General features: G+C 70.6%; 9 protein-coding genes. 1 reads left to right on the top strand and 8 read right to left on the bottom strand.

Annotation, left to right across the window (positions count from 1 at the left end; genetic code table 11):
* Positions 1-10 precede the first annotated feature (10 nt).
* The 5 genes from RS86_RS08370 to RS86_RS08345 are packed head-to-tail and all read right to left on the bottom strand — an operon-like array spanning position 11 to position 7,424.
* Positions 11-769 carry an SDR family NAD(P)-dependent oxidoreductase gene (locus RS86_RS08370; RefSeq protein WP_045271775.1) on the bottom strand — a complete coding sequence of 253 codons (759 nt, stop codon included), beginning with the start codon at positions 767-769 and terminating at the stop codon, positions 11-13.
* Positions 770-798: 29 nt separating this feature from the next.
* A complete protein-coding gene (locus RS86_RS19870; protein ID WP_052680165.1) occupies positions 799-2,256 on the bottom strand; it encodes an ATP-NAD kinase family protein in 1,458 nt (485 codons plus the stop codon).
* Positions 2,257-2,260: 4 nt separating this feature from the next.
* Positions 2,261-3,892, bottom strand: a complete 1,632-nt coding sequence (gcvPB, locus tag RS86_RS08355; RefSeq protein ID WP_045271774.1) for an aminomethyl-transferring glycine dehydrogenase subunit GcvPB — start codon at positions 3,890-3,892, stop codon at positions 2,261-2,263.
* Entirely contained in the window at positions 3,889-5,304 is a 1,416-nt protein-coding gene (gene gcvPA, locus RS86_RS08350; RefSeq protein ID WP_045271773.1) for an aminomethyl-transferring glycine dehydrogenase subunit GcvPA, read from the bottom strand. Before gcvPA ends, gcvPB begins: the two co-directional genes overlap by 4 nt.
* On the bottom strand, positions 5,301-7,424 hold the full coding sequence (locus RS86_RS08345; RefSeq protein ID WP_052680164.1) for a beta-galactosidase: 2,124 nt from the start codon (positions 7,422-7,424) through the stop codon (positions 5,301-5,303). The genes gcvPA and RS86_RS08345 overlap by 4 nt, the downstream gene beginning before the upstream one ends.
* Positions 7,425-7,583: 159 nt before the next feature.
* On the opposite strand from RS86_RS08345, the gene RS86_RS08340 reads away from it, so the two are divergent.
* Positions 7,584-8,240, top strand: coding sequence for a GntR family transcriptional regulator (locus RS86_RS08340; protein WP_052680163.1), 657 nt, complete (start codon positions 7,584-7,586; stop codon positions 8,238-8,240).
* A gap of 119 nt (positions 8,241-8,359) precedes the next feature.
* Here the strand turns inward: RS86_RS08340 and RS86_RS08335 are convergent, their stop codons facing one another.
* The 3 genes from RS86_RS08335 to RS86_RS08325 all read right to left on the bottom strand — a co-directional run bounded on the left by RS86_RS08335 (position 8,360) and on the right by RS86_RS08325 (position 11,515).
* Entirely contained in the window at positions 8,360-9,256 is an 897-nt protein-coding gene (locus RS86_RS08335; RefSeq protein WP_082076682.1) for a carbohydrate ABC transporter permease, read from the bottom strand.
* On the bottom strand, positions 9,253-10,086 hold the full coding sequence (locus RS86_RS08330; protein WP_235281708.1) for a carbohydrate ABC transporter permease: 834 nt from the start codon (positions 10,084-10,086) through the stop codon (positions 9,253-9,255). Before RS86_RS08330 ends, RS86_RS08335 begins: the two co-directional genes overlap by 4 nt.
* 112 nt (positions 10,087-10,198) lie before the next feature.
* Positions 10,199-11,515: an ABC transporter substrate-binding protein gene (locus RS86_RS08325; protein ID WP_235281706.1), complete on the bottom strand. Its 1,317-nt coding sequence runs from the start codon at positions 11,513-11,515 to the stop codon at positions 10,199-10,201.
* Positions 11,516-11,638 lie beyond the last annotated feature (123 nt).

Below are 11,638 nucleotides of genomic sequence, written 5' to 3'. Positions count from 1 at the left end.
CACGCCCGGCTCAGGCGATGCCGCCGCCGTCGACGACGAGGGCGGATCCGGTCACGTAGGACGACTCGTCGCTCGCGAGCCAGACGACGGCCGCCGCGATCTCGGAGGGCTGGCCCATCCGATTCAGCGGGCGCTCCGCGGCCTCGGCGAGGAAGCCGGCCTGATCCTGGCCGAGCTGGCGGGCCTCGTCGCGGAGCATGCCGGTGTCGACGTCGCCCGGGTTCACCGAGTTCACGCGGATGCCCTGCGGGCCGTGGTCGATCGCGAGCGCACGGGTCATGTTCACGACCGCACCCTTCGACGCGCAGTACGAGAGCGCCTGGCCGCCGCCCTTGAGTCCCCAGCCGGATCCGGTGTTGACGATGGAGCCGCCGCCGTTCGCCGCCATGATCGGCACGACGTGCTTGCACATCAGGAAGATCGCGCGCACGTTCACGCCGAACACGCGGTCCCACTCCTCGACCGTGGTCTCGACCGCCGTGGTGCGCCGGATGATGCCGGCGTTGTTGAAGACGACATCCACGCCTCCGAAGCCGTCGACGACCGAGGCGACGACGCGCTCGATGTCGGCCTCGCTGGAGACGTCGGCGCCGATTGCGACCGCGGAGCCGCCCGCCGCGCGGATCTCCTCCGCGACGGCCTCTGCGGCCTCCGCGTTCAGGTCGACGACGGCGACGTTGGCGCCCTCGGCCGCGAAGGCGAGGGACGTGGCGCGGCCGATGCCGCCGGCGCCTCCGGTGACGATGGCGTTCTTGTTCTGCAGACGCATGGGGTGCTCCTTGCGGGTCGGGGTACGGGTCAGGGGACGAGGGCTTCGGGCGCGGCGACAGCGTAGAACGCGGAGGCCGCGGCGCCGGTGATGACGCGGATGTGTCCGGCGAGGGAGGCGTCGACGTCGGGATCGCCGGTGTCGACGAGAAGCGGGCGGCCGCCGAGGTCGACGAGCTTCTGCTCGGGGGCGACGACGAGGAGCGGATCCGCCCCGAGCGCGCGGATCACCCGCGGGGACAGCTGCTGGTTGCCGCGGCCGAGCAGGAACCCCTGCCCCCCGATCACGGTGACGACGGCCTGGGCAGGGCCCGCGGCGACTTCGGCGAGCAGCCGGCGCTCGTCGGCGCCCGCGGCCACGAGGCGCCCGTCGAGCACGACGTCCACGCCGAGCGGGGTCTTCGCGAGGCCGAGCTCCGCGGCGATCCGCGCCGTGGTGCCGCCGGGGCCGAGCAGGTATCGCACGCCGGGCCGCATCGCACGGACGGCGCTGCGCGCGGCAGCGGCGACCGCGTCCTGCTCGGTGACGGGCGTGGGCGCCTTGCGCGCCTGGGTGCGCCCGAGCCGTTGCGGCACGCGCAGGCTTCCGTAGAGCACCGGCTCCACCCTGGCGCGACGGAGCGCGGCCTCGTCGACGTCGAGCACCTCGCGCACAGCCGTCGGCACGGTCCCGGATCCCAGCCAGTCCGCCGCGAGCGCGCCCGCCGCGACCGGGGTCACGGCGAAGACGGGCGAGTACATCTTCACGCCGGCGGGGATCCCGAGCACGGCCGGCTCGGCACGTTCGGGGCGCGCAGCCGGCTCGGGGCGCGCGGCCGATTCGGTCGATTCGGGGCGCACTCCCGCATTTTGGGGCGCGTCACGACCGTCCACACTGGCGTACGGCGCCCCAAACGGCACCGGTGCGCCCCGAACCGGATCCATCGCACCCAGCACCGCATGTTCGCCACGGACGTCGGCCACCTGCGCCAGATCGGCCTCGTCGACACCATAGGTCGATTCGGGGCGCACTCCCGCGTTTTGGGGCGCGTCACGACCGTCCACACTGGCGTACGGCGCCCCAAACGGCACAGGTGCGCCCCGAACCAAGTCACCCTCCCCCGAGCCGGACCCCAGCCCGCGCACGGCGTCGCGCAGGGTTCCGTCGCCGCCGGCCACCAGCACGAGCGAGGCGCCGGCGGCGGCCACGGCGGCGACCGCGGCGGCGGTGTCGTCGGGCGTGGTCGCCACCGAGGACGGGGTGAACACCACGACCGGCTCGAGCCCCGCGTCCGCCACGGCGGCGGCGCCCATGGCCCCGGCCGCGGTGAGGATCCGCACTCCGGGGTGCGAGCGCGCGAGGACCGCCAGCGCCTGTCCGGCGCGTTCGTGCGCACGCGGGACGGAGCCGTGCTCCGCCGCCCGCGCCTGCACGGCCGCACCGTCGGAGCCGGCGAGGCCCGCGGGCCCGCCGACTCCGGCGACAGGGTTGACGACGAGTCCGATCACGGGATCAGGCCCCGGCGGTGGCGCCGACGAGCTCCGCGTCCGGCAGAGCGCTCGCGGACGGACCGGCCGGGATCTCTCCGAAGTACTTCCGGCGGTAGGCGCGCCAGGTGATCGCCCAGCGCTCCGGGTCGTCCAGGTCGTCGTGGTGGGTGTGGTGCACGGTCTGGTTGTGCGGCGCCGTGCGCACGAGCTCCGGGTTCTCCCTGGCCTCCTGCGCGACCTGCGCCAGCGCCGCCACGTACTCGTCGATCTCGGCCTTCGAGTAGCACTCGGTGGGTTCGAGGGTGAAGGGCTGCGGCACGACGTACGGGTGGTGGCTCGTCCAGTAGTGGAAGCCGTAGTCGGCCATCCGGATGCCGATCTCCTCCGACGTGATGCCGGTCTCCTCGAACAGCTCCTGCCACGAGTACCGCACCTGCTCGATGCGGCGGCGACCGGTCGCGTACGGCGCGGACGCCCCCGGGATCTCGAGCACCTTCTTGAGCAGGTAGTTGTTGTTCAGCACCGCGATCTGCGAGGCCGCGAGCATGCCCTCCGCGCCGAGCGCCATGATCCACGCGTACGCCCGCACCACGTGCAGGATCACGCCGTGCGCCGGCGCCACGTGCCCGATCGACAGATCGCCGGGTTCGCGGACGACGAAGAGCCCTTCCACCTGCTCCACGCGCGGGCCGGGCAGGAACGGCGCGAGCGCCGCACTCACCGCATTGGCCGCGGCGCCGGGGCCGCCGCTGCCGTGCGGCGCGGAGAACGTCTTGTGCAGGTTGAACTGGCACACGTCGAATCCGGCGTCGCGGGCCCGCGTGATGCCCAGGATCCCTGCGGCGTTGGCCTGGTCGTAGGAGGCGAGCGCGCCGACCTCGTGCGCGGCGTCGACCCACTCCTTGATGGCGGGGTTGTAGATGCCGGTGTCCTCGGGGTTGGTCACCATGATCGCCGCCGTCCGCTCGGAGAGCGCGGCCTTGAGCGCGCCGAGGTCGGGGTAGCCGTCGGCGTCCGGGTAGATCGTGATGACCTTGTATCCGGCGACCTTGGCCGCGGCCGCGTTGGACGGGTGGCTGAAGATCGTCGTGATGACCTCGTCGCGCTGATCCGCCTCGCCGCGCGACGCGTGGTAGGCCCGGATCATCGCGATGTTGGTCCAGATGCCGGCGGATCCGCCCGGGGAGGCGAGCGACACGGCGTCCATGCCGGAGATCTCGGCCATGAGCCGCTCGAGGCGCCAGATCGTCTCCAGCGCGCCCTGCGTGTCGGCCGGATCCTGCGCCGGGTGCAGCGCCCGCAGCTGCGGAACCTCGATGAGCTGGTCGTTGATCTTCGGCGAGTACTTGATCGTGCACGTGCCCTGGCCGATGTCGACGTTGAGGTCGGATCCGAGGTTCTCCTGGGACAGGCGCAGGTAGTGCTTGAGCACGCGCATCTGCGCGATCTCGGGCAGCGCCGGCAGGGCCGGACGGCGCATCCCCTCGGGGAGGGCGGCGACGACGTCGCCGACGGCCTCGCGCACCGCCGGCTCGACCGGCGTCACGAGGACGCCCCTCTCGCCGGGCGCGGACAGCTCGAAGACGATCGGCTCATCCCAGCTGGCCTGCTGGAATCGGCGGGGGCTCTGCTTCGGGGCGACGGGAAGGCTCACTTCGTCTCCTCCTTGCCGTCGTCGCTCAGTGCGTCGCACGCGTCCTGCTCCTCGGGGTCGATGGCCGTCGCGAGCGCGGCGGCGAGGCGGTCGATGTCGGATGCGGAGGTGGCCTCGGTCACGCACACGAGCAGCGTGTGCTCGTCCACGACCACGCCGGGCTCGATGCCCTGCGCGCGCAGCGCGGTGACGACATCGGCGACGCGGGCGGTGTCGAAGCGGACCGTGAACTCGCGGAGGTGCAGCGCGTCATCGCCCAGGCCGACGCCCGGGATCGCGGCGAGCTGCCGCTGCGCATACGCGGTGCGGGCGAGCAGCAGCTCGCCGAGGTCGGCCATGCCCTGCGGTCCCATGAGCGCGAGGTGCACGCCGGCGGCGATGCCCCACAGCGCGGCCGCGGTGCCGACCCACTCCTTGCCTTCCTCGCGGTGCGCGAAGGAGGTGCGGTCGTAGGCGACGTCGCCGAAGCCGTATTCGCCCGGCACGTCGGTCGACTCCAGGCCGAACAGCCGGGACGGCATCTCCGAGACGAACCGCGGCTCGTCGTGCACGGCGATGAAGCCGGCGTGCGCACCGCCGAACCACTGATGCAGCCCGAGCGACTGGATGTCGCCCGTGACGATGTCGGCCCCCTGCAGGGCGGGCGGGGTCAGCACGCCGTACCCGATCGGGTCGGTGCCCACGACGACGACCGCGCCGGCGGCGTGCGCCGCCTCGGCGATCTCGCGCAGTTGCGTCTCGACGGCGCCGGTGAAGCTCGGCGTCTCGATCCACACGGCCGCGACATCGCCGGAGAGTCGTGCCTGCAGCGCCGCGAGATCCGCGATGCCGCCCGCGGTGGGGATCCGCTCGATCTCCAGGCCGGCGCGCGTGTAGTCGCGCACCTTCGAGTCCTTCTCCGGCAGCACGTCGCTCACGGCGAGCACGACGCCGCGGCCGGTGAGCCGGCCCGCCATCGCGAGCCCCGTGGCCGCGGCCTGGTAGCCGTCGTAGGTCGGCACGTTCACGACGTCCATCGCGAGCAGCTCTGCCATGAGCGACTGGTACTCGAACAGCGCCTGGAACCGGCCGTGGTCCTCATACGGCTCGCCGGCGTACGCGGTGAGGAACTCGCTGCGGCGGATGACCTCGTCCACGACCGCCGGCACGTAGTGGTTGTAGGTGCCGGCGCCGAGGAAGCTCAGACGCTCCTCGGTGGTGCGGTTCTGCGCGAGGATCCCGCGCACGTGCCGGGCGAGGTCCTGCTCGGCCGGCAGCGGCGCCGGCACGTCGAGCGGACGGCGCAGGCGCAGGTCCTCCGGCACGTCGGCGTAGAAGTCCTCGACAGAGGCGGCGCCGACGGCGGCGAGCATCTCCGCGTGGGTCTCCGGCGCCGTGTTCGGGATGTAGGGATGCACGAACGTCTGCGTCATGCCAGCTCCTTCGACGGGGTGGCCTGGGTGGGCCGGTGGGTATGGGCGAGGGTGAGGAAAGGGATGGGCTCCGACCGCGGCGAGGCGACGACGGCGACGCCGTAGGCGCCCAGCGTGAGCTCTCCCGCGACCTCGGATCCGGTGATCAGATCGCGGCCGGACATCGGCAGGTGGAAGGTCACGGGGTCTGCCGCGTGGTTCAGGAGGAACGTGTAGTCGGTCGTCCCGTCCGAGCGGGTGACGGCCTCGGCCTGCACGGAGTCGTCGTCGCGCGCGGGCAGGCCCGCCGTGCGGAGGACGTCGCGGAACACCGCGGCGAGACCCTCGGGCCGCAGCATGGCGCTGACGTACCAGGCGGATCCCGCGGCGTGCGCCCGCCGGGTGACCGCGGGGCGCCCCGCGAGCTCGCCGGTGGCGTACGCGCCGCGGATCTCGACGTCGGGATCGGCCTCGATCCACTCGCCCCAGTGCGGCACCGCGAGCGCGTCCTCCCCGTAGGAGAGGTGCTCGAGGGCGCCGTCCGCGATCGGCCACTGCTCGTCGACCTCGACGCCGAGCAGGTCGCGCAGCGGACCAGGGGCGCCGCCGTCGTGCACCTTCTCGGTGCTGTCGACGACGCCGGAGAACGGGCCGACGACGAGCGTCCCGCCACGGGCGACGAAGGCGCGCAGCGCCGCCGCGGGCTCCTCCTCCAGGATGTAGAGGTTCGGCGCCACGATCACGTCGTAGCGGTCGAACGGGGTGCCGCTCGCCTCGCCGCCCACGCGCACGGCGTCGACCGGGTGCCCCAGCGCGTACAGCGCGCGGTGCCAGGCACGAGCCTGCTGCGCCCACTGCAGCTGCTGCGAGGGCAGCGACTCGACCGCGCTGGATCCCCACCAGGAGTCCCAGTCCACGACGAGGCCCACGCGCGAGCGCACGCGGCTGCCGCGCACCGGCTCGAGCTTCTTCAGCTCGAGTCCCAGCGCCTTGGTCTCCTGGAAGCTGCGCGATCGCTCCCCGCGGTGGCCGAGCATCGACGAGTGGAACTTCTCCTGGCCGTACTTCGCCTGGCGCCACTGGAAGAACATCACCGCGTCGGATCCGTGCGCCACGGCCTGCAGGCTCTCCACGCGGATCTTGCCCGGGGCCTTCGGCACGTTCACATCGCGCCAGCTCGTCGCGCTCGCCGACGACTCCAGGAGCAGCCAGGGGCGCCCGCCCTTGAGCGCGCGCATGAGGCCGTAGTTGAGCGCGGCGCCGACGTGCGAGGTCGGATCCATCGGATCCGGATACGCGTCGTCGGTCACCACGTCCTCGCGCTCGGCGAAGCGCCAGTAGTCGAGGTCGCGGAACATGCTCATGAAGTTGGTGGTCACGGCGATGTCGGGGGTGACCTCGCGCAGCACATCGATCTCGACCTGGAAGAGCTCGAGCATCGCGTCCGAGGAGAACCGCTCGAAGTCGAGCAGCTTCGTGGGGTTGATCGGCCCCGGCGCCTTCTTCGGCGTCTCGATGTGCTCCCACGATGTGTAGCGCTGGCCCCAGACGTTGACGCCCCATGCCTCGTTCAGGCCGTCGAGGTCGCCGTAGCGGTCCTGCAGCCAGCGCCGGAAGTGCCGGGCCGACTCGGGGCACCAGCAGCGCGAGACGTGATCGCCGTACTCGTTCGAGATGTGCCACATCGCAAGGCAGGGATGCTCGCCGTAGCGCTCGGCGATCGCACGCGTCATGCGCGCGACGTTCTCGCGCCAGATCGGCGAGGACGGGCAGTAGGTCTGCCGCGAGCCGAACTCCAGGCGGTGCCCGTCGGAGTCCCAGGGCGCCATCTCGGGGTGCGCGCGCAGCAGCCAGGACGGCGGAGTGGCGGTCGCGGTCGCGAGGTCGATGCGGATGCCCGCGTCGTGCAGCAGATCCAGGATCCGATCCAGCCAGCTCCAGTCGTAGACGCCGGGCTCCGGCTCGAGCTGCGGCCAGCTGAAGATCGGCAGGCTCACCATCGTGACGCCGGCCTCCTGCATGAGGCGGACATCCTCGAGCCACACGTCCTCCGACCACTGGTCGGGGTTGTAGTCGCCGCCGAACGCCAGGGCGTCGATGCGGACCTCGCGGATCCGCTCGTCGTCGAGATGCTGGGCCACGAAGGCTCCTCCCTGAGTCGTTTCGTGCACGTGCCGTGCCGATGACGACGTTTCTCGCCGTCAGGTGTATTTTGTATACATAACACTATGACGCGATCGAGATCGCGTCAACAGCACGAGCCTCGAGCACTGTCGCTAAGGTTCCACTGGAGGGGAAAGATGGCCATCGAACGCAAGAACCTCCGTTCACAAGTGCGCGAGGAACTCCTCGCGCGCATGCGCACGGGGAACGTCCGGCCCGGCGAGGGCATCAACGAGGTGCAGCTCGCCGCAGAGCTCGGCGTCAGCCGCACGCCGCTGCGCGAGGCGCTGATCGCACTCGAGTCCGAGGGGCAGATCTCCAGCGAGAACGGCAAGGGCTTCCGCTTCGTGCCGCTCAGCGCCGGTGAGTTCGAGGACCTGGCGCCCGTCATGGCGACGCTGGAGAGCCTCGCGCTCGAGCTCAGTCCCGTCGAGGAGCTGAAGACCGTGGGCGCGCGCCTGGTCGAACTCGCCGAGGCGTTCACGGATGAGCACGTCGAGCACTCCCTCGTGATGACGAAGGACGACGAGTGGCACACCGTCATGCTGTCGGTCTGCCCGAACCGGCGCCTGCTCGACGTGATCGAGAGCGTGCGCGGATCCTTCCACCGCTATGAGGCCCTCCTCGTCGCCGAGGATGTGAAGATCGACCGCGTCGCCGCGGAGCACGCCGCGATCGCCCACGCCCTCGCGGCCGGCGACGTGCCGGCCGCGATCGAAGCGCTCAAGGTCAACTGGCTGCACGGCATGCGCCGGATCCTCGACAACTCGTCGAGCGCGTACTTCTCGGCCTGAGCCCCGCTCGGGTCGCCACGCACCTGCACGACCCGGGAACGGATGCACGACGGATCCGGCGATCGGGTCGTGCATCCGTGACCGGGTCGTGCAAACGGTGCGCGGGCACGGACTCGCCGTCAGCCCTTGACGGCTCCCCCGAGCAGACCCGCCACGAACTGCTTCTGGAACACCAGGAACAGCACGAACAGCGGAAGCGTCGCGAGCAGGGATCCGAGCATGAGCCCGGAGTAGTCGACGCGGCTCAGGCCGATCATCGTGTTCAGCGCGACCGGGACCGTGTACCTGTCCTCGCTGTTCAGCATGAGCAGCGGCCAGATGAACGAGTTCCACTGGCTGATGAACGTGTAGATCACGAGTGCCGCGATCTGCGGGCGGGCGACCGGGAGCACGATCCGGTAGAACGTGCGCAGCTCGCCGGCGCCGTCGATCCTGGCCGCCTCGATGAGCGTGGCGGGGAAATCGAGGAACCCCTGGCGCATGAGGAAGATGCCGAACGCGTTCGCGAGGAACGGGACGATGAGCGCCTGGTAGCTGTCGATCCATCCGGCGCTGGCCATCATCTGGAACAGCGGGACCAGCAGCACCTGCATCGGGATCATCATCGTGACGAGGATCACGCCCAGCAGCACCCCGCGTCCGCGGAACCGGTAGGTGGCGAGGCCGTAGCCGCACATGATGCTGACCAGCGAGCTGAACACCGTGTAGACCACGGCCACGAGCACGCTGTTCAGCATCACCTGGCCGAACCCGATGCTCTCCTGCAGCCGGCCGAGGTTCTGCCAGAACTCGCCGCCGGGGAGGAGCGGCAGTGGCGTGACGAACAGGTCGCTGGTCTTGTGCGTGGAGGCGATGACCATCCACAGGAACGGGACGAGCGCGAGCACGCTCGCCACGACCATGACCGCGTAGACGGGCGCCCGAAGGACGATCCTGCGGATCAGCGGCTCGCCGGAACGGTCGGAGGGCTGGCCGGCGCGCCGACCGCGGCCGGTCGTGATCAGCTGCGTCGTCATGGCTTCTCCCTCATGATGCGGAACTGGATCGCGGCGATGATCCCGGTGAGGATCACGAGCATCCACGCGATCGCACTGGCATAGCCGAAGTCGAACTGCTGGAAGCCGATCTTGTACAGGTACAGCACCGGCGTCAGGGTCGCGTTGTTGGGACCGCCCCCGGTGAGGATGAAGTTCTCGTCGAAGAGCTGCAGCGCGCCGATCGTCGACGTGACACTCGTGAAGATCAGCACGGGCCGCAGCTGCGGGACGACGATGTGCCGGAAGATCTGCCAGCGCCCCGCGCCGTCGATGCGCGCGGCCTCGTAGAGCTCGGGCGGGATCGACTGGAGCCCCGCGAGGATGATGACCATGTTGTAGCCGGTCCAGCGCCAGGTGATCGAGGCGATCACGGCGACCCGCGCCCACCACTCGTTGTTCAGCCAGTCGATGGGCCCGGCGCCCAACAGCGCGAGGAACTGGTTCAGCAGGCCGCCGTCCGTGGTCATGATCACGCGGAACACGACGGAATAGGCCACGAGCGTCGTGATGGCGGGCAGGAACGTGAGCAGGCGGAACCCCGCCCGGAAGCGCAGCCACGCCTGGTTCAGCAGGTAGGCGAGGCCGACGGCGAGGGCCATCATGATCGGCACCTGGACGACCAGGATCAGCAGCGCGTTGCCGAGGCTCTTCAGCACCAGCGGATCCCGGAGCATCCGCGCGTACTGGTCGAATCCGACGAAGGTGCTCACACCGCCCGAGGTGCGGAAGAAGCTCTGCAGCAGCGACACCGCGAGCGGGTACGCGAAGAACAGCACGAGCAGCGCGGCGGCGGGAAGCGCGAACCACATCCCCGGCCGCTGCATGCGCGCGGCGAAACGACGACCCGTACGGGGGGACTCACGACGACTCTCGTCGTGACTCCCCTCCGCCGGAGGCCGCCGCACAGTGGCGACGGTCATGTCAGCCCGCGATCTTGCGGCCGGTCGAGTTCGCGATCTGGGCGGCCGCGTCGTCCAGCGCCTTCTTCGGATCCTCGCCGTTCAGCACCGCGGCGCCGACGGCGTTCGTGACGGCGTCGCTCGCGACCGACTGGTCGGACGTGAAGGTGATGGACGGGATCTTCGGCGTGAGCCGGGCGAAGGTCTGGAACACCTTCTGCCCGCCGAAGTAGTCGCTCGGCTGCTCGAAGAAGTCGGCCTTGAGCGACGGCAGGTACGCCGGGAAGAGGCCCTCCTTCTGCATCATGCTCGACTGGTTGCCGCTGTTCGCCAGCACGTAGGCCATGAAGTCGGCCGCGAGCTGCGGGTTCTTCGCCTGCGCGGGGATCGCGAGACCGGATCCGCCGTTGTTCGACGTCGGCGCGCTGCTGCTGTCGAAGACCGGAAGGTCCCGCACGGCGTACCTCCCGCTGAGCTCCGGGGCTTCGCCCTCGAGCGTCCCGATCCACCAGACCGCCTCGGGGGTGACGGCGGAGTCGCCGTCCTTCGCGCTCGTGACGCTCGCGTCCCAGCCCTTGGCGTTCTTGATGAGGCCCTTCTGCTGCATCGTCTGCAGCAGAGTGAGCGCCCGCACGGCGTCGGGCGAGTTCACGGTGATCTCGCCCTTGTCGTCGAAGTACCCTGCGCCCTGCTGCTGCAGGTACATCGAGAGGGAGCCGCCCGCGGAGAGATCCGCGGTGAGCAGGGTGTGCCCCGTGGCGGCCTTGATCTTCTCGCCTGCCGCGACGAGGTCGTCCCAGGTCTTCACTGCCGAGGGATCCACGCCCGCGGCCTGGAAGTAGTCGGTGCGGTAGTACAGGCCCACCGTGCCGGAGTCCCAGGGCGCCATGCGCAGCACGCCGTCCTTGCCGGTGCCGGTCGCCCACTTGAACGGGTCGAAGTCGGCCTTCTTGTCGCCCAGCACGGGCGAGAGGTCGGCGAAGCCCTTCGGGAACTGGGTGAGGTAGCCCTGGTTGTGGTCCGTCTCGAGCGTGATCATGTCGGGGAGCCCTGTGCCGGCCTGCAGGCCGACCGAGATCTTGTCATAGGCGTTGTCGTAGCCGATGTCGACGACCTTGATCGTGGTGCCCTTGTGCGCCTTCTCGTAGTCGGCGCCGAGCCGCTTGAGCGCGGTCGCGGCGACGTCCCACGACCAGATGGTGATCGTGCCCGTGCCGGCCCCATCCGCTTTCAGGGTCTCGCCGCTCGTGGGCGCCCCTCCGCCGAACGCGCACCCGGACAGGGCGACGGTCGCCGTCGCCCCGATCGCCAGCGCGAGCATGCCGCGTCGCTTCATCATGACCTCCTCGTCAGAACTGGATATTGCATACAGTACACGCGTGGTTACGCAAACACCAGGCTCATCGAGGCCTCCTCCGCCGATGCCCCGTACCGCTCCGCGTCGGCACCGCAAGACGCCGAA

The sequence above is a fragment of the Microbacterium azadirachtae genome (genome assembly GCF_000956505.1).
GTDB lineage: Bacteria > Actinomycetota > Actinomycetes > Actinomycetales > Microbacteriaceae > Microbacterium > Microbacterium azadirachtae_A.
The sequence above is the reverse complement of the archived record's forward strand: the minus strand, read 5'-3'. Positions and strand labels throughout refer to the sequence as shown.

What these genes read in the sequence shown, in the direction of transcription:
- RS86_RS08370 (WP_045271775.1), bottom strand. Translation starts at nt 769, where the DNA reads ATGCGTCTGCAGAACAAGAACGCCATCGTCACCGGAGGCGCCGGCGGC.
- gcvPA (WP_045271773.1), bottom strand. Translation starts at nt 5,304, where the DNA reads ATGACGCAGACGTTCGTGCATCCCTACATCCCGAACACGGCGCCGGAG.
- RS86_RS08340 (WP_052680163.1), top strand. Translation starts at nt 7,584, where the DNA reads ATGGCCATCGAACGCAAGAACCTCCGTTCACAAGTGCGCGAGGAACTC.
- RS86_RS08335 (WP_082076682.1), bottom strand. Translation starts at nt 9,256, where the DNA reads ATGACGACGCAGCTGATCACGACCGGCCGCGGTCGGCGCGCCGGCCAG.
- RS86_RS08330 (WP_235281708.1), bottom strand. Translation starts at nt 10,086, where the DNA reads ATGTGGTTCGCGCTTCCCGCCGCCGCGCTGCTCGTGCTGTTCTTCGCG.
- RS86_RS08325 (WP_235281706.1), bottom strand. Translation starts at nt 11,515, where the DNA reads ATGATGAAGCGACGCGGCATGCTCGCGCTGGCGATCGGGGCGACGGCG.